Source organism: Stenotrophomonas sp. YJH_SMC_36, from assembly GCF_059369935.1.
Map to the genome: position 1 here is coordinate 82,184 of NZ_JCAFTD010000005.1, position 16,630 is coordinate 98,813.

The 16,630-nt window shown below is 67.3% G+C and carries 15 protein-coding genes; 7 read left to right on the top strand and 8 right to left on the bottom strand.

What is annotated here, in order from left to right; genetic code table 11:
- Positions 1-104 precede the first annotated feature (104 nt).
- From metE to pncA, 3 genes are read left to right on the top strand one after another with little or no spacing between them, the layout of a single operon-like run.
- Positions 105-2,402 carry a 5-methyltetrahydropteroyltriglutamate--homocysteine S-methyltransferase gene (gene metE / locus AC5P76_RS10800; protein WP_253119917.1) on the top strand — a complete coding sequence of 766 codons (2,298 nt, stop codon included), beginning with the start codon at positions 105-107 and terminating at the stop codon, positions 2,400-2,402.
- Positions 2,403-2,462: 60 nt separating this feature from the next.
- Positions 2,463-3,137, top strand: a complete 675-nt coding sequence (locus tag AC5P76_RS10805) for an epoxyqueuosine reductase QueH (RefSeq protein WP_414487958.1) — start codon at positions 2,463-2,465, stop codon at positions 3,135-3,137.
- Between the two features lie 55 nt (positions 3,138-3,192).
- The gene (pncA, locus tag AC5P76_RS10810; RefSeq protein ID WP_065174191.1) at positions 3,193-3,819 is read left to right on the top strand and encodes a bifunctional nicotinamidase/pyrazinamidase; all 627 of its coding nucleotides are present in this window, start codon (positions 3,193-3,195) and stop codon (positions 3,817-3,819) included.
- Between the two features lie 22 nt (positions 3,820-3,841).
- On the opposite strand, the gene purU is transcribed toward pncA, so the two are convergent.
- Positions 3,842-4,693, bottom strand: a complete 852-nt coding sequence (gene purU, locus AC5P76_RS10815) for a formyltetrahydrofolate deformylase (RefSeq protein ID WP_053518573.1) — start codon at positions 4,691-4,693, stop codon at positions 3,842-3,844.
- 113 nt (positions 4,694-4,806) lie between these two features.
- On the opposite strand from purU, the gene AC5P76_RS10820 reads away from it, so the two are divergent.
- Positions 4,807-5,718 (top strand): LysR family transcriptional regulator, encoded by a 912-nt coding sequence (locus tag AC5P76_RS10820; protein WP_253119919.1) that lies wholly within the window; start codon positions 4,807-4,809, stop codon positions 5,716-5,718.
- 3 nt (positions 5,719-5,721) lie between these two features.
- On the opposite strand, the gene AC5P76_RS10825 is transcribed toward AC5P76_RS10820, so the two are convergent.
- The 3 genes from AC5P76_RS10825 to AC5P76_RS10835 all read right to left on the bottom strand — a co-directional run bounded on the left by AC5P76_RS10825 (position 5,722) and on the right by AC5P76_RS10835 (position 8,196).
- Positions 5,722-6,822, bottom strand: coding sequence for an NADH:flavin oxidoreductase/NADH oxidase (locus AC5P76_RS10825; RefSeq protein WP_080375304.1), 1,101 nt, complete (start codon positions 6,820-6,822; stop codon positions 5,722-5,724).
- Positions 6,823-6,944: 122 nt separating this feature from the next.
- Positions 6,945-7,751 (bottom strand): NAD-dependent protein deacetylase, encoded by an 807-nt coding sequence (locus tag AC5P76_RS10830; RefSeq protein WP_053518577.1) that lies wholly within the window; start codon positions 7,749-7,751, stop codon positions 6,945-6,947.
- A 43-nt stretch (positions 7,752-7,794) separates the two neighbouring features.
- On the bottom strand, positions 7,795-8,196 hold the full coding sequence (locus AC5P76_RS10835; RefSeq protein WP_053518579.1) for an acyl-CoA thioesterase: 402 nt from the start codon (positions 8,194-8,196) through the stop codon (positions 7,795-7,797).
- 91 nt (positions 8,197-8,287) lie between these two features.
- On the opposite strand from AC5P76_RS10835, the gene AC5P76_RS10840 reads away from it, so the two are divergent.
- Complete coding sequence (locus AC5P76_RS10840) at positions 8,288-8,923, top strand: LysE family translocator (protein WP_253119921.1); 636 nt, start codon at positions 8,288-8,290, stop codon at positions 8,921-8,923.
- A gap of 81 nt (positions 8,924-9,004) precedes the next feature.
- On the opposite strand, the gene AC5P76_RS10845 is transcribed toward AC5P76_RS10840, so the two are convergent.
- A complete protein-coding gene (locus AC5P76_RS10845; protein ID WP_005420683.1) occupies positions 9,005-10,024 on the bottom strand; it encodes a ribonucleotide-diphosphate reductase subunit beta in 1,020 nt (339 codons plus the stop codon).
- A 106-nt stretch (positions 10,025-10,130) separates the two neighbouring features.
- Positions 10,131-12,533, bottom strand: a complete 2,403-nt coding sequence (locus AC5P76_RS10850) for a ribonucleoside-diphosphate reductase subunit alpha (protein WP_053518585.1) — start codon at positions 12,531-12,533, stop codon at positions 10,131-10,133.
- A gap of 544 nt (positions 12,534-13,077) precedes the next feature.
- On the opposite strand from AC5P76_RS10850, the gene AC5P76_RS10855 reads away from it, so the two are divergent.
- Positions 13,078-13,887, top strand: a complete 810-nt coding sequence (locus AC5P76_RS10855; protein WP_053518587.1) for a DUF2884 family protein — start codon at positions 13,078-13,080, stop codon at positions 13,885-13,887.
- Positions 13,888-13,954: 67 nt separating this feature from the next.
- Here the strand turns inward: AC5P76_RS10855 and zapE are convergent, their stop codons facing one another.
- Both zapE and AC5P76_RS10865 read right to left on the bottom strand, forming a co-directional pair.
- Positions 13,955-15,055, bottom strand: a complete 1,101-nt coding sequence (zapE, locus tag AC5P76_RS10860) for a cell division protein ZapE (RefSeq protein ID WP_053518589.1) — start codon at positions 15,053-15,055, stop codon at positions 13,955-13,957.
- The gene (locus AC5P76_RS10865; RefSeq protein ID WP_065182040.1) at positions 15,052-15,723 is read right to left on the bottom strand and encodes an alpha/beta hydrolase; all 672 of its coding nucleotides are present in this window, start codon (positions 15,721-15,723) and stop codon (positions 15,052-15,054) included. Before AC5P76_RS10865 ends, zapE begins: the two co-directional genes overlap by 4 nt.
- 43 nt (positions 15,724-15,766) lie before the next feature.
- On the opposite strand from AC5P76_RS10865, the gene AC5P76_RS10870 reads away from it, so the two are divergent.
- A complete protein-coding gene (locus tag AC5P76_RS10870; protein ID WP_445393922.1) occupies positions 15,767-16,624 on the top strand; it encodes an EamA family transporter in 858 nt (285 codons plus the stop codon).
- Positions 16,625-16,630: the final 6 nt, after the last annotated feature.

Here is a 16,630-nt window from a genome sequence, read left to right on the forward strand (position 1 = left end):
GGGGGCGAAGGTCGCTGGCAAGACGCCCGTGGGCCGGCAACGGCACGCGTCGTCCTGCGGTTCCTTCGTTCCTCAATGCCGACATGCAATGAGGACACGCTGCAATGACCACTGTTACCAACCTGGGCTTTCCCCGCATCGGCGCCAAGCGCGAACTGAAGCGGGCGCTCGAACGCCACTGGGCCGGCGAGGACGACGCCGCCACCCTGCAGGCCACCGCCGCGGCGCTGCGTGCCCGGCACTGGCAGCTGCAGATCGAGGCCGGCGTCGATGTACCGCCGAGCAACGACTTCAGCCTGTACGACCAGGTGCTCGACACCGCATGGCTGTTCGATGCCATTCCCGAACGCTACCGCGAACTGGCCGCGCACGATCCACTGGCCGCCTACTTCGCCACGGCCCGTGGCCTGCAGCGCGATGGCATCGACCTGCGCGCGCTGGAGATGACCAAGTGGTTCGACACCAACTATCACTATCTGGTGCCGGAACTGCACGCGGACCAGGCCTTCGCCCTGCGCGGTGACAAGCCGCTGACCGAGTTCAACGAGGCCAGGGCGCTGGGCATCCACACCCGTCCGGTGCTGCTGGGGCCGGTGAGCTTCCTGCTGCTGTCCAAGACCACCGACGGCAGCGCCGCACTGGACCTGCTGGATGCCCTGCTGCCGGCCTATGTGCAGCTGCTCGGCCAGCTGGCCGACGCCGGTGCCGACTGGGTGCAGCTGGATGAGCCGCTGCTGGTGCAGGATCTCGACGCCGATGCGCAGGCAGCCTATGAGCGCGCCTATGCCCGGTTGGCCACGGCACGGCGTCCGAAACTGCTGGTCGCGACCTATTTCGGTGCGCTCGAGGACAACCTGGCGTTGGCCACCGGCCTGCCGGTGGACGGACTGCACGTGGACCTGGTGCGCGCGCCGGAGCAGCTGGACGCCGTGTTGAAGGCGCTGCCGGCCGAGCGCGTGCTGTCGGCCGGCCTGGTCAACGGCCGCAACATCTGGCGCACCCATCTGGACAACGCACTGATCCTGGCCCGGTTTGCCCAGGTGGACCGCGGCGCCGACCGGCTCTGGCTGGCACCGTCCTGTTCCCTGCTGCACACGCCCGTGGATCTTGCGTTGGAAAAGAAGCTGGATGACGAACTGAAGGGCTGGCTGGCGTTCTCCCGGCAGAAGCTGCAGGAACTGCGCCTGCTGGCCGACGCGCTCGATGGCAGGGTGGATGCGGAAGCGGGCCTGGCTGCCAACCGCGCTGCACTGGAGGGGCGTCGTCGCTCGCCACGCGTGCACAACCCGGCCGTGGCCGCACGCCTGGCCGCGCTGACCGTAGCCGATGCGCAGCGGCACACCGCCTACCCGCAGCGCCGCATCGCACAGCATGCGGCGCTGCAGCTGCCGCTGCTGCCCACCACCACGATCGGTTCCTTCCCGCAGACGCTGGAGGTGCGCGAGGCACGCGCCCGGCACAAGTCCGGCAAGCTGGGCCTGGCCGAGTACGAGGCCTTCCTGGAACAGCAGACCGCGCATGCGGTACGCGTGCAGGAAGCGCTGGGCCTGGACGTGCTGGTCCACGGCGAGTTCGAGCGCAACGACATGGTCGAGTACTTCGGCGAGCAGCTGGAAGGCTTCGCCTTCACCGGCAACGGCTGGGTGCAGAGCTATGGCTCGCGCTGCGTCAAGCCACCGGTGATCTTCGGCGACGTCAGCCGCCCGCAGCCGATGACGGTGCGCTGGTCCAGTTACGCGCAATCGCTCACCGACAAGCCGATGAAGGGCATGCTGACCGGTCCGGTGACGGTACTGCAGTGGTCGTTCGTGCGCGACGACCAGGAACGCGATGTGACCTGCCGGCAGATCGCGCTGGCCCTGCGGGACGAAGTGCAGGACCTGGAAGCAGCCGGCATCGGCGTGATCCAGGTGGACGAGCCGGCCATCCGCGAGGGGTTGCCGTTGCGCCGCGCCCACTGGCGCGCCTACCTGGACTGGGCGGTGGAATCGTTCCGCATCAGTACCAGCGGCGTGCGCGATGCCACCCAGATCCACACCCACATGTGCTATTCGGAGTTCAACGACATCATCCACTCGGTCGCAGCGATGGACGCGGACGTGATCTCGATCGAGACCTCACGCTCGCGCATGGAACTGCTGGATGCCTTCGTGAAGTTCAACTATCCCAACGAGATCGGCCCGGGCGTGTATGACATCCACTCCCCCCGCGTGCCGGACAAGGCGGAGATGGTGGACCTGCTGCGCAAGGCGCTGGCCGTGCTGAAGCCGGAGCAGCTGTGGGTCAACCCGGACTGCGGGCTGAAGACCCGTGGCTGGCCGGAAACCCGCGCTGCACTGCAGGCACTGGTTGCCGCCGCAGTGGAACTGCGTGCCGAGCACACCGACGCCCGCGTCGCCTGACCTGTCTCTCCACCCCGATGCACGGGCCGCCGCCGTTGCCGGCGGTCCGTGCGGTACCTGATGATGACCGAGCTCCAACGCCCCACCCTGTCCCTGCCCGCCGACGGCAAGCGCCTGCTGCTGCATTCGTGCTGTGCGCCCTGCTCCGGCGAAGTGATGGAGGCGATCACCGCCTCCGGGATCGACTACGCGATCTTCTTCTACAACCCCAACATCCATCCGGTGAAGGAATACGAGCTCCGCAAGCAGGAGAACATCCGCTTCGCCGAGCAGCATGGCGTCCCCTTCATCGACTGCGACTACGACACCGACAACTGGTTCAGCCGCGCGCGCGGCATGGAGAACGAACCCGAGCGCGGCATCCGCTGCACGATGTGCTTCGACATGCGCTTCGAGCGCACGGCGCTGTATGCGCATGAGCACGGCTACGACACCATCAGCTCGTCGCTGGGCATCTCGCGCTGGAAGAACATGGCGCAGATCAATGACTGCGGCATCCGCGCCGCGGCGCGCTACGAGGGCCTGCAGTACTGGGATTACAACTGGCGCAAGGGCGGTGGTGCCAGCCGCATGATCGAGATCAGCAAGCGCGAGCGGTTCTACCAGCAGGAGTACTGTGGCTGCGTGTACTCGCTGCGCGATGCCAACCGGCACCGCCGGGAGACCGGCCGCGAGCGGATCCGGATCGGGCTGCTGTATTACGGCCAGGACAACGAAACGCCGCAGGGCGATTGACGTGTGGCGAGGGGGCGGCCACGCTGGTCGCCTCTTCCGCCGCGCTGGAACGTCCATGCCCACCCTGCCCGCCACTGTCGCCCTGCTGGTGATCGATCTGCAGCCGGACTTCATGCCCGGTGGCGCGCTGGCCTGCGACCGCGGCGATGCGCTGGTCGCGCCGATCGCGCAGCTGCTGGCGCAGCGCCGCTACCGCACCGTGGTGGCCACCCAGGACTGGCATCCCGCGGACCATGCTTCGTTCGCCAGCCAGCACCCCGGCCATCGTCCGTTCGAAACGATCCTGCTGCATGCGCAACCGCAGACCCTGTGGCCGGACCACTGCGTGCAGGGCAGCGCCGGTGCCGCCCTGCATCCGCAGGTGGACTGGAACATGGCCGACCTGATCCTGCGCAAGGGCACCCGCCAGCAGGTGGATTCCTACAGCGCCTTCCGCGAGAACCACGGCCCCGATGGCGGACGCCCCGCCACCGGCCTGGCCGGCTGGCTGCATGAGCGCGGCATCGACGAGGTGCACGTCTGTGGCCTGGCCCGCGACTACTGCGTGCTGTGGAGCGCGCAGGACGCAGCCACGTCCGGCTTCAGGGTGAAATTCCTCTGGGACCTGACCCGGCCGGTGACCGAGGCCAACGACGGGATGGTGCGCGAAGCACTGGGCACTGCGGGGATCGGGATCCTCTGACGCACGTCCGGCCGGGCAGGTATCAGCGGAACACCACCGTGCGGTGCCCGTTGAGCAGGATGCGGTGCTCCACATGGCGGCGCACGGCACGCGCCAGCACCTGCGATTCGGTATCGCTGCCCAGGCGTACCAGGTCGCGCGGCGTCATCGCATGATCGACCCGGGCCACGTCCTGTTCGATGATCGGACCTTCGTCCAGATCCTCGGTGACATAGTGCGCGGTGGCGCCGATGATCTTGACCCCGCGCGCGTGCGCCTGGTGATAGGGCTGCGCGCCCTTGAAGCTGGGCAGGAAGCTGTGATGGATGTTGATCGCCCGGCCGGCCAGCGCGCGGCACAGGGTGGGTGAAAGAATCTGCATGTAGCGCGCCAGCACCACCAGGTCGATACGCTCGTGTTCGACCAGATCGATGATCTGCTGCTCCTGCACCGCACGCGTATCCGCGTTCACCGGCAGATGGTGGAACGGCACGCCGTAGGACGCAGCCAGCGGTGCGAAATCGGCATGGTTGGACACCACTGCCGCGATATCCACTTTCAGTTGCCCGCTGTGCGCGCGGAACAGCAGGTCATTCAGGCAGTGGCCCTGCTTGCTGACCAGCACCAGCAGGCGCGCACGACGCCGACCGTCCTGCAGCTGCCAGTCCATGCCGAACTCGCGGGCCAGTGCCGCCATGGACGCATGTACCGTGTCCAGGGGCAGGCTGGCGTCGCGGTCGAAATGCACGCGCAGGAAGAAGCGGCCGCTTTCCTCGTCGCCGAACTGCTGGGCGTCGAGGATGTTGCAGCCATGATCGAACAACAGGCCCGACACGCGGTAGACGATGCCGGTACGGTCGGGGCAGGACAGGGTGAGGATGGAATCGGGTCGCATCCTGCAAGTGTAGGGCAGCACCCCGCCCGCGTGATCCATTGTCACCGATGCAACGAACCACTTCGGACAGTTCCAAGTGATCGTGGCGGGCTTTCGTGGCACGCTGGCGGGTCATGAACCTGTTGCAGCTGATCCGCAGCTTCACCCGCACCGCAGACACCGGCAGTATTGCCGCTGCGGCCCGCAGCCTTGGCATCAGCGCCACCGCCGTCGGCCAGAACATCCATCGCCTGGAGGCACACCTGGGCGTGCGCCTGCTGAACCGCAGCACGCGCCAGCTGGCGCTGAGCGAGGCCGGTGCGCTGTACCTGGCGCAGGTGCGCCACATCGAAACCGATCTGGCGCGGGCGCAGGCCCTGGTCACCAGCGGTGACATCGAGCCGGCCGGGCCATTGCGCATCGCCAGCAGCCGCGCGTTCGGCCGCCACGTGCTGGCGCCCCTGCTGCCTTCACTGCAGCAACGCTATCCGCAGCTGCAGCTGGAACTGCGGCTGTCCGACCGGGCCGTGCAGCATGGTCCGGAGGCGGTCGATGCCAGCATCCGCATCGGTGCGCAGCTGGAGGACGGCGTCGTGGCGCGGCCGCTGGCACGCATTCCCTTCGTCTTCTGCGCCTCGCCTGCCTACCTGCAGGCGCATGGCTGCCCACAGGAGCCGTCCGAACTGCGCGGGCATCGGGGTGTGCTGCATCGTTTCCCCACCGATGGGCGGCCTCTGCGCTGGGGCCTGCGCAAGGGCGACCAGCGCGCGGATGCGCCGCTGCCGCCCGGCATGGTGTGCGATGACATCGACGCGCTGGCCGAACTGGCCGCGGCCGGTGCCGGCATCACCCGGCTGGCGGCCTTCGTGGCCGATCCCTTTCTGCGCGATGGCCGGTTGCAGGCGGTGTTCGGCGCGGACAGCGCATGGCGCCCGGAACCGATGGAGGTCTATTTCTGCGTCAGCGACCGCCGCGACTTCACCGCCAGGATCCGTGCGCTGTTCGATCACCTGCAGGCCGGCCTGCCGCCGGCCTGGCGGGCATGACCTTCAGCGCGGGGTGAACACGCCGCGTGCCTCACGCGGCTCGCAGCGCAGGTACTGCGCAGCCGGCACCACGCTGTCGCCCAGCGCGGCTGCCGCGTGCCAGGGCCAGCGCGGGTCGTAGAGGATGCCGCGGGCCAGGGCGATGGCATCGGCGTGGCGATGACGCAGGATCGATTCGGCCTGCTCCGGTTCGGTGATCATCCCCACCGCGATGACCGGCATGCGCACCTTGGCCTTGATCGCGGCCGCGAACGGCACCTGGTAGCCCGGCCCGACGCTGATCTTCTGGCGCTCATCCAGGCCGCCGCTGGACACGTGCAGGAAATCGCAGCCACGCGCGTCCAGCACCTGGGACAGCGCTTCGCTCTGCAGCAGATCCCAGCCACCGTCGACCCAGTCGCTGGCGGAGATGCGCACGCCGACGGCCACCTTGTCGGACACTGCCGCGCGCACGGCATCGAATACCTCTACCAGCAGGCGCAGGCGATTGGGCAGCGAACCCCCGTAGCCATCGGTGCGCCGGTTGCTCAGCGGTGACAGGAACTGGTGCAGCAGATAGCCGTGCGCGGCATGCACTTCGATCAGTTCGAAGCCCAGGCGTTCGGCGCGCACCGCGCTGGCGGCGAAGGCAGCAACGATTCCCGCGATGCCCGCCTCATCCAGTTCCTGCGGCGCGGGATCGGCAGCATGGAACGGCAGCGCTGACGGCGCCACCGTGGTCCAGCCACGTGCATCATCGGCCGGCAGCTGGCCACCGCCGTCCCAGGGACGCTGTACCGAGGCCTTGCGGCCGGCATGGCCCAGCTGGATGCCCAGCGGCATCGGCGACCAGCGCCGCACGCTGGCCAGCACGTGTGCCAGCGCAGCTTCGGTACCGTCATCCCACAGGCCGAGGTCGGCCCAGCTGATGCGTCCACGCGGCTCAACCGCCGTCGCTTCCAGGATCAGCAGGCCGGCACCGGATTGCGCCAGGTTGCCCAGATGCATGGCATGCCAATCGCTGGCGCGCCCGTCTTCGGCGGAATACTGGCACATCGGCGCGATGACGATGCGGTTGGACAGGGTCAGGCGGCCGAAGGTGATCGGCGAGAACAGCTGGCTCACGAGGGGTGCAGGGACGGGCAGAGGGGGGTGCGTATTGCACCGCTGCAAGGGCGGCGAATCAACCATGTGGATGGATCGCTGTTTCGCGGTGGCGCTGCATGCTCGCCGGGCATGGCCTGGCGCTACCCGATGACGAACCCGGCCAGCGCTTCAGCGCAATCGCGCTCGTCCTTGAACTGCAGCAGGTCGTCGGCACGGGTGCGGCCACGGTTCACGGCAGCCACCGGCAATCCGGCCTTTGCTGCGGCCTGCACGAAACGAAAGCCGGAATAGACCATCAGCGAGGACCCCACCACCAGCACGGCATCGGCCTGCTGCAGGTGCTCATGCACTGCCGCCACGCGTTCACGCGGCACGTTCTCGCCGAAGAACACCACGTCCGGCTTCAGCAGGCCGCCACAGGACGGACAGTCGGGCACCACGAAGGAGGAAAAATCGGTCTCCAGATCAGCGTCGCCGTCGGGGGCGATGCCGGCCTCGAGCGTGTCCCAGCCGGGATTGGCGTCCAGCAGGCGCTGCTGGAACGCCTGGCGACCGCTGCGGCGCTCGCAGCCCATGCAGCGCACCAGGTCCAGCCGCCCATGCAGGTCGATCACGTTCTGGCTGCCGGCGCGCTGGTGCAGGCCATCCACGTTCTGGGTCAGCAGCAACTGCACCTTGCCTTGCTTCTCCAGCGCGGCCAGCGCCTGGTGGGTGCCGTTGGGCTGGGCCAGGCCGAAGCGCGGCCAGCCCAGCAGGCTGCGTGCCCAGTAGCGCTGGCGGGTGGCGGCCTCGCCCATGAATGCCTGGTAGGTGACCGGCGGCGTGCGTTTCCATTGGCCATCGGTATCCCGGTAATCGGGGATTCCCGAGGCCGTGCTGCAGCCAGCGCCGGTCAGCACGAACAGGCGCTGGGCGCGGTCGATGAAGTCGGTCAGCGGCGGGGTCATGCCACCCAGATGGGGGCAGCACGGCGCCCCCACAAGCGCCGGCTCAGGGCGCCGGCAGCGGCGGTACCGCGATCGGCTGGCCCGCCTCGTCCAGCGCGATCATCACGAAGTGGCCGCGCGTGCAGAGCCTGCGCTCGCCGCTGTGCAGGTCTTCGGCAATCAGTTCCACCTCGACCTTCATCGAGCTGCGGCCGACCTCGACGATGCGGCCGATCGTTTCCACCATCTGGCCGATGCGGATCGGCAGCTTGAAGTCGACCTGGTCGCTGCGCGCGGTCACCACGGTGCGGCGCGAGTAGCGGGCGGCGGCGAGGAAGGCGGCCTTGTCCATCCACGCCAGCGCCTGGCCACCAAACAGCGTGCCCATATGGTTGGTATGGTTGGGAAAGACGATTTCGGCCATGCGCACTTCGATCGGTGGCACGGTTTCAGGGATTGGGGTCATGGGTAGGGCTTCGGTGTGGGGTGCGGCAATGTTAAGCCAGGCCCCGTACAGGCAGCGCTACACTGCGCCACGCCCACTGCCAGGACTGCCCATGCCCGCGACCTCCGATCTGCTGGCGTTCGCCCTCATCTCGCTGGGCATGGTGCTCACGCCCGGGCCGAACATGATCTACCTGGTCTCGCGCTCGATCTGCCAGGGCCGCCGCGCCGGCCTGGTCTCGCTGGGTGGGGTGGTGCTGGGTTTCGTGTTCTACATGCTGTGCGCGGCGCTGGGCATCACCGCCCTGCTGATGACGGTGCCGTTCGCCTACGACGCGCTGCGCATCGGGGGGGCGTTGTACCTGCTGTACCTGGCCTGGCAGGCGCTCAAACCCGGTGGCCGCTCGCCGTTCGCGGTGCGCGACCTGCCGCCGGACAGCCCACGCAGATTGTTTGCGATGGGCTTTCTGACCAATCTGCTGAACCCGAAGATCGCGGTGATGTACCTGTCCCTGCTGCCGCAGTTCCTGCATCCGGACGGACACGGCAGCGTTCTGATGCAGTCGCTGGTCCTGGGTGCTACCCAGATCGTGGTGAGCCTGAGCGTGAACGCGGTGATCGTGGTGCTGGCCGGCAGCATCGCGGCATTTCTCGCCGGGCGCCCCACTTGGCAGGCGGCACAGCGCTGGCTGATGGGCACGGTCCTGGCCGGGCTGGCGGTGCGCATGGCGGTGGAAGGGCGGCGGTAGCGCCGGGCCATGCCCGGCGCCACCCACAAAAAACCCCGGCATCGGCCGGGGTTTTCGCTGCGACAGGCCTGACCGGACGGGTCAGAAGTTCATGTCGAAGGCAACTTCGCCCTGCACGCCGACCTGGTAGGCCGAAACGCGGCGTTCGAAGAAGTTGGTCAGCTCCTGCACGTCCTGCAGTTCCATGAACGGCAGCGGGTTGCGCACGTTGTACTTCTTTTCCATGCCCAGCTTGGCGAAGTGCTGGTCGGCGCAGTGCTGCAGGTACTGGCGCATGTCGCGCGTGGAGATGCCCGCCACGCCGCCGGACAGCACGTCCTCGGCGAACTGCACTTCGCATTCGATCGCTTCGGCCAGCATGTCGTACACCTGCTGCTTCATCTCGTCATCGAACAGGTCCGGCTCTTCCTCGCGGACCACGCGCACCGACTCGAACGCGAACTCCATGTGGGCGCTTTCGTCGCGGAACACCCAGTTGGTGCCCGAGGCCAGGCCCGGCAGCAGGCCGCGCGAACGGAAGTAGTACACGTAGGCGAACGCAGCAAAGAAGAACAGGCCTTCGATGCAGGCGGCGAAGCAGATCTGGTTGAGCAGGAACTGGCGGCGCTGTTCGCGGGTCTCGATGCGGGTCAGGTCCTGGATCGAGTCGATCCACTTGAAGCAGAAATCGGCCTTCTTCTTGATCGAGTCGATGTTCTCCACCGCCGAGAACGCCTTGGCGCGCTCTTCCGGGTCCGGCAGGTAGTTGTCGAGCAGGGTCAGGTAGAACTGCACGTGCAGCGCTTCTTCATACAGCTGGCGCGACAGGTACATGCGCGCTTCCGGCGCATTGAGGTGCTGGTACAGGTTCAGCACCAGGTTGTTGGACACGATCGAATCGCCGGTGGCGAAGAACGCGACCAGGCGATGGATCAGGTGGCGCTCACCCGGCGACATCTTGCTGTGCAGGTCGGTGATGTCGATCTGGAAATTGATCTCTTCCACCGTCCAGGTGTTCTTGATCGCATTCCGGTACATGTCATAGAACTGCGGGTAGCGCATCGGGCGCAACGTCAGTTCAAAACCGGGATCGAGCAGCATCTGCTTGGGCTTGTCGGCCATGGGTGTTTCCTTGTCTTCTCGGGTCAAAACGCCGGGCATGGCCCGGCGCTACCTTGTCATTGCGCAGCCGGGCCGAGCCCGGCTCCATCTACGGCACAGCGCGCGATTACTGGCAGGCCTCGCAGGCTTCCGGGTTCTCCAGCGAGCAGGCGATGGCTTCGTCCGGGCTGAACACCTTGGCCGGGGCCGCGTTGCTGACCGTGGTCTTGGCGATCTTGGTGGCCGGACGCGAGCGCAGGTAGTAGGTGGTCTTGATGCCCTGCTTCCACGCGTACATGTACATGGACGACATCGCGCCAATGTTCGGGCTTTCCATGAACAGGTTGAGCGAGGCCGACTGGTCGATGAAGGCGCCACGCTCGGCGGCCATGTCGATCAGCGAACGCATCGGCAGTTCCCACGCAGTGCGGTAGACCTCACGCAGGGTTTCCGGAATCTGCGTCAGGCCGGCGATGGAACCTTCGGCCAGCTTGATGGCATCGCGCATGTCGGCGGTCCACAGGCCCAGCTTCTTCAGCTCGTTCACCAGGTAGCGGTTGACCTGCAGGAAGTCACCGGACAGGGTTTCGCGCTTGAACAGGTTGGACACCTGCGGCTCGACGCACTCGTAGCAGCCGGCGATGGAGGCGATGGTCGCGGTCGGGGCGATCGCGATCATCAGCGAGTTGCGCAGGCCGTGCTCCTTGATGCGGGCACGCAGGGCATCCCAGCGCGCGGTGTCTTCCGGCACCACGTTCCAGGCGTCGAACTGCAGTTCGCCACTGGCGGCACGGGTGTCGTTGAACGACGGGTGCTTGCCGCGTTCCTGGGCCAGCTCGGTCGAGGTTTCCAGCGCGTGGAAGTAGATCGTCTCGGCGATCTTCTTCGACAGGGCACGGGCTTCGGCGCTGTCGAACGGCAGGCGCTTGCGGAAGAACACGTCCTGCAGGCCCATGCAGCCCAGGCCGACCGGGCGCCAGCGCAGGTTGGCGCGGCGGGCGGTTTCGATCGGGTAGAAGTTCAGGTCGATGACACGGTCGAGCTGGCGCACGGCCAGGCGCACGGTCTCGGCCAGCTTCTCGAAGTCGAACTCGTTGTGCTCGTCGAAGTGGTTGCCCAGGTTGATCGAACCCAGGTTGCACACCGCGGTTTCATCGTTGGAGGTGACCTCCAGGATTTCCGTGCACAGGTTGGACAGGTGGATCACGTTGCCCGGACGCAGGGTCTGGTTGCTGGCGCGGTTGCACTTGTCCTTGAAGGTCATCCAGCCGTTGCCGGTCTCGGCCAGCGTACGCATCATGCGGGCGTACAGCTTGCGGGCAGAGATGGTGCGGTTGGCCTTGCCCTGGGCTTCGGCCTGCAGATAGGCCTGCTCGAAGGCTTCGCCGAACAGATCGGTGAACTCCGGCACGACGCGCGGATCGAACAGCGACCATTCCTGGTCGGCCTCGACGCGCTTCATGAACAGGTCCGGCACCCAGTTGGCCAGGTTCAGGTTGTGGGTACGGCGGGCTTCGTCACCGGTGTTGTCACGCAGCTCAAGGAAATCCTCGATGTCGGCGTGCCAGGTTTCCAGATACACGCAGGCCGCGCCCTTGCGCTTGCCACCCTGGTTCACCGCCGCCACGGACGAGTCCATGGTCTTCAGCCACGGCACGATGCCGTTGGAATGGCCGTTGGTGGACTTGATGAGCGAACCACGCGAACGCACGCGGGTGTAGCTGACGCCGATGCCGCCGGAGAACTTCGACAGCTGGGCGATGTCGCCGTACTTGGAGTAGATCGACTCCAGCGAGTCCTGCGGCGAATCGAGCAGGAAGCACGAGGACAGCTGCTCGTGGGTGGTGCCGGAATTGAACAGGGTCGGGCTGGACGGCAGGTAGTCCAGGTTGCCCATGCGCTTGTACAGCGCCAGGGTCTCGGACACGTCCTCGCTCAGCGCGCTGGCGATGCGCAGGAAGAACTGCTGCGGGGTCTCGATCACCTTGCGGGTGTGCGGATGGCGCAGCAGGTAGCGGTCGTACAGGGTACGCAGGCCGAAGTAATCGAAGTTCAGGTCCAGCGAGATGTCGATCGCATCGTTGAGCTTGCGCGCGTTGGTCTGCACGAAGTTCAGCAGGCGGTCGTTGATCAGGCCGACTTCATGGCCACGGCTGACCGACTGCGAGAAGGCATAGATTTCCTGGCCCGACACTTCCTTGGCGATGTAGTTGGCCAGCAGGCGCGCGGCCAGACGGCCGTACTCGGGTTCTTCACCGATCAGCAGGGCGGCGGTGCGGATGGACAGCTCGTCCAGCTCGCGGGTGGTGGCGCCGTTGTACAGGCCGGAAATGGTGCGGGTGGCCACGCGCATCGGATCGACGGCGTGCAGGCCTTCGGAGGAACGCTGCACCGCACGCACGATCTTGTTCAGGTCCACCAGTTCGGTCGTGCCATTGCGCTTGGTCACACTCATCGCGTTGGCCGTCGGCGGCGACGTCAACAGGAACTCGCTTTCCTTTTCGATGGTGGCGCTGGTTTCGGTGGTCACGGCGTGTGTCCTCTTGGCGTGATGGGGTGGTTGCAGGTGCATCGGTGGCGCGGCCCAGGACATGACGGTCCAGGATGGCAGCTGGGCGTCGCAGGAGGTGAGACCTGCGCCTGCCGCTGCCGTGACGGTCGTGGACGGGGGTGCCGCGTGGCTCCCGCCTCTGCGCCTTCCCCGTTGTCCTTGCGACGTGGGGTCGCTGCGACCGATGGCCACAAGATAGTGGGGGTGGTGGGGTCCGTCAACGCCAAATGTAGTGAAATTCGGCAATCCCTTGCGCCGCAAGGATCGTGCCATCGGCGCCCGGATCGGACGCTTTGGACCTGCCGGAACGGGCCGCGCAGTCAAGACCGGAACGCGTCATTCCGGCGGTACAACGGAGTGCGGAAACAGAACAATGACAGCTTCACATGACAGTAACGGAATGACCAAGGGACAACCCTGTGGATAGAAGGTGGGCAGCCGGTGGACGGCGTGACTTCCGGCCGATGACGGACAGGCCGGAGAGGCGGACGCTGGGCTCTGGCGACTGGAAAAGGAATGTCCAATGGACCTGCGACTGCCTGCCCTGGCAGTGCTGTCGGCGCTGTGCATCATGCCGGCGCAGGCGGCCGACGCGCCGAAGCTGCACGCGGACCAGTGTGGCATCCGCACGGACTATGACGTGCTGGTGGACAGCGGCGGCATCTGGCTGCGACACGGCCCACAGGCGCCGCACGAGGTGGTGTTCCACGATGGTGTGCTGAGCCTGGATGACACGATCGTGCCGGTCAGCGACGCCGATGCCGCCCGCCTGCGCCAGCTGGAGGCCGGCGCGCGCCGGTTGATGCCCGCCGCCACGGCATTGGCGCGCGATGTCAGCCAGCTGAGCTTCGACGCGCTCGATGGCGTCTACGAGAGCCTGACCGGCACCGCCAACAGCCGCAAGGTCAGGCGCCTGCGGCGGCAGGCGGATGACTGGATCGAGGGGACGCTCGGAAAGGGCTACTGGGAACAGGCGACCTTCGGTCCCGGATTCGAGGCGAAGGTGCAGGACATGGCCGAGACGCTGTCCGGCTCGATCGCCCGCAGCGTGCTCTGGCAGGTCTTCACCGGCCGCAGCGACGCCATGGAGGAACGTGCCGAGCGCCTGGATGCCGAGCTGGACCGGCGCCTGGAAGCCGGTGCCCAGCGTGTGGAGGCCAGCGCGATGGCGTTGTGCCCGCTGGTGCGTGCGCTGGCCGATACCCACGATGCGCTGGAAGTGCGTTACCAGGGCCAGCCGCTGCGGCTGCTGGAGCGCAGCGACAACGGCCTGCAGGTGTCGACCGGGCCGGAGGAGCGGCCGCAGGGCAACGCACTGGCGCCCAGCCGGTAACGTCGAGCTGCCGCTGCAGCGCCTGCGCGCGGCTGCCCTTCCGGCAGATCGTGCAGCTCCCGGGCCCTCACGCCCGGTGCGGGGTACCCAGGTATTCAGCGCTCTGCATCTCGATCAGGCGCGAGGCGGTGCGCTCGAACGCGCCCTGCAGGCGCTGGCCGGTGTACAGCTCGACCGGCGAGGTGCTGGCGGTGCAGACCAGGTTGACGTGGCGGTCGTACAGTTCGTCGATCAGGTTGACGAAGCGGCGCGCGGCGTCCTCGTTCAGGCGATCGAAGGCGGGAATGCCGCCCAGCAGCACCGTATTGAACTCGTGTGCGATCTCGATGTAGTCCGATGGGCCGCGCGGGCCTTCGCACAGGGCGGCGAAGTCGAACCAGGCGATGCTCTTGCCCCGGCCGCGGACCGGAATCTTGCGGCCTTCGATCTCGATGTTGCCGGCCTTGGCGGGCTGACCACCACTCAGTTCGTTCCAGCGCGTGGCGAGCCAGTCGTCGCTATCGGCGGCCAGCGGCGCGCGGTACACCGGCGAGCGGGTCAGCGCGCGCATCCGGTAATCCTCCGTGCCTTCGGCGTACAGCTCGACGCAGAAGCGCTGCAGCAGGCTGATGGCGGGCAGGAAGCTCTCGCGCTGCAGGCCATTGAGATACAGGTTCTCCACCGCCGTATTGGAGGTGGTGACCAGGGTCACGCCCTCGGCGAACAGGCGTTCGAGCAGGCGCGCCAGCAGCATGGCGTCGCCGATGTCGGTGACGAAGAATTCGTCCAGCACCAGCACGCGCAGGTTGCTGCGCCATTCCTGGGCGATCTTCGCCAACGGGTCGCTCTGGCCCTGGTGCTCGCGCAGGCGCTCGTGGACGCTGCGCATGAAACGATGGAAGTGGGTGCGGTACTTCTGCTTGATTGGCAGCCCGTCGTAGAACAGATCCACCAGGAAGGTCTTGCCGCGGCCGACACCCCCCCAGAAATACAGCCCCTTGACCGGCTCGGGCTTCTTCCAGAACGAGGACAACCGGTCCAGCCAGCCGTCGTCGGCGTTGTCCAGCAGGCCCACGTGGATGCGGTCCAGCTCGGCCAGCGCCGCGTGCTGGGCGGGGTCATCCTGCCAGTCACCCCGGGCAACCCCGGCCGCATACCGCTGCGACGGGGTCAACTCGACTGCACTCATGCCGCTGCGCCCAGCCAGTGCTTGACGCCGTGGGTCAACGCACCACGCAGGTCGATCAGCTTGCGATGGAAGAAGTGGCTGGTGTCGGGCATCCGCACCAGCTCATGCGGAGCCTGCAGCGCGTCCAGCCACTGATAGACCGCCTGCGGGTCGACGATCTCGTCCTGCTCGCCCTGGATCACCAGCCAGCGGGCCGGTGGCTGCACGCCGTCGAAATCCCAGCGGCCGGCAGGCGGCGCGATCGAGATCAGCGCCTCCGGCTGCAGCGTGGCGGCGGCCTTCAGCGAAACGAACGCACCAAAGCTGAAGCCGGCCAGCCACAGGCGGTCGTCGGGGCGCTGGCTGCGCACCCAGGCGGTCACGGTCTTCAGGTCATCCTGCTCGCCCACGCCGCCATCGAAGGTGCCCGCCGAACCACCGACGCTGCGGAAGTTGAAGCGCACCGTGGCGATGCCCAGCTCGCGCAGGGTGCTGGCGGTCATGGTGACCACCTTGTTGTGCAGGGTGCCGCCCTCGGTGGACAGCGGGTGGCAGACGATGGCCACGATCGGCTGCACCGGCACATCGGCCTTGGGCAGGTCGACGACCACTTCCAGCGGGCCGGCCGGGCCGTCCAGTTCGAGGCAGGTGGTTTCGCCAGGGGCGACGGGGAACGAAGGCTTGTGCATGGCACCATGATACCGTCCCCCGCCCCTGCCCTGTGCCCGCCCCATGCTCTACCTGTCTTTGGCCGTGATCTGCAGCGTGCTGGTTTCGGTGTTGTTGAAGGTGGCCGGACGCCGCCAACTGGATGTTGCGCAGATGGTCACCTGGAACTATCTGGTGGCTGCGACCCTGACCGCCGTGGTGCTGCAGCCGCCGCTGGATGCGCTGCGCGCGCCGCATGCCCCGTGGCCGTCGTTGCTGGCGCTGGCGGTGGTGCTGCCCTCGATCTTCCTGGTGCTGGGCCGCGCGGTGGCGGTGGCCGGCATCGTCCGCAGCGACGTGGCGCAGCGGCTGTCGCTGCTGCTGTCACTGGCGGCGGCGTTCCTGTTCTTCGGCCAGACCGCCACGCCGTGGAAGCTGGCCGGGCTCGGCCTGGGCCTGCTGGCGATGGTGGCCATCAGCCTGCGCCCGCGCGGCCAGGCGGTGGCGTCCTCGCCGGGTGGCTGGGGCTGGCTGCTGGGCGTGTGGGGCGGCTTCGCGGTGGTGGACGTGCTGCTCAAGCAGGTGGCGCTGTCCGGCACGCCGTCGATGGCGGCGGTGCTGGCCAGCTTCAGCGTGGCCTTCGTGCTGATGCTGGCATTGCAGCTGTGGCGGCACTTCAGCGGTCGCAGCCGGCTGGCCTGGCACAACCTCGGCGCGGGTGCGCTGCTGGGCCTGCTCAACGGCGGCAACATCCTGTTCTATGTGCACGCGCACCAGGCGATGCCGGACAGCCCGGCCACGGTGTTCGCCGGCATGAACATCGGCGTGGTGGTACTGGGCGCGCTGGTGGGCGTGTTTGCCTTTGGCGAACCGACCACGAAGTGGAACCGGGCCGGCCTGGCGCTGGCAGTGCTGGCGATCGGATTGATCGCCTGGGGGTGAGTACGG

What these genes read in the sequence shown, in the direction of transcription:
- metE (WP_253119917.1), top strand. Translation starts at nt 105, where the DNA reads ATGACCACTGTTACCAACCTGGGCTTTCCCCGCATCGGCGCCAAGCGC.
- AC5P76_RS10805 (WP_414487958.1), top strand. Translation starts at nt 2,463, where the DNA reads ATGATGACCGAGCTCCAACGCCCCACCCTGTCCCTGCCCGCCGACGGC.
- pncA (WP_065174191.1), top strand. Translation starts at nt 3,193, where the DNA reads ATGCCCACCCTGCCCGCCACTGTCGCCCTGCTGGTGATCGATCTGCAG.
- purU (WP_053518573.1), bottom strand. Translation starts at nt 4,693, where the DNA reads ATGCGACCCGATTCCATCCTCACCCTGTCCTGCCCCGACCGTACCGGC.
- AC5P76_RS10820 (WP_253119919.1), top strand. Translation starts at nt 4,807, where the DNA reads ATGAACCTGTTGCAGCTGATCCGCAGCTTCACCCGCACCGCAGACACC.
- AC5P76_RS10830 (WP_053518577.1), bottom strand. Translation starts at nt 7,751, where the DNA reads ATGACCCCGCCGCTGACCGACTTCATCGACCGCGCCCAGCGCCTGTTC.
- AC5P76_RS10835 (WP_053518579.1), bottom strand. Translation starts at nt 8,196, where the DNA reads ATGACCCCAATCCCTGAAACCGTGCCACCGATCGAAGTGCGCATGGCC.
- AC5P76_RS10840 (WP_253119921.1), top strand. Translation starts at nt 8,288, where the DNA reads ATGCCCGCGACCTCCGATCTGCTGGCGTTCGCCCTCATCTCGCTGGGC.
- AC5P76_RS10845 (WP_005420683.1), bottom strand. Translation starts at nt 10,024, where the DNA reads ATGGCCGACAAGCCCAAGCAGATGCTGCTCGATCCCGGTTTTGAACTG.
- AC5P76_RS10855 (WP_053518587.1), top strand. Translation starts at nt 13,078, where the DNA reads ATGGACCTGCGACTGCCTGCCCTGGCAGTGCTGTCGGCGCTGTGCATC.
- zapE (WP_053518589.1), bottom strand. Translation starts at nt 15,055, where the DNA reads ATGAGTGCAGTCGAGTTGACCCCGTCGCAGCGGTATGCGGCCGGGGTT.
- AC5P76_RS10865 (WP_065182040.1), bottom strand. Translation starts at nt 15,723, where the DNA reads ATGCACAAGCCTTCGTTCCCCGTCGCCCCTGGCGAAACCACCTGCCTC.
- AC5P76_RS10870 (WP_445393922.1), top strand. Translation starts at nt 15,767, where the DNA reads ATGCTCTACCTGTCTTTGGCCGTGATCTGCAGCGTGCTGGTTTCGGTG.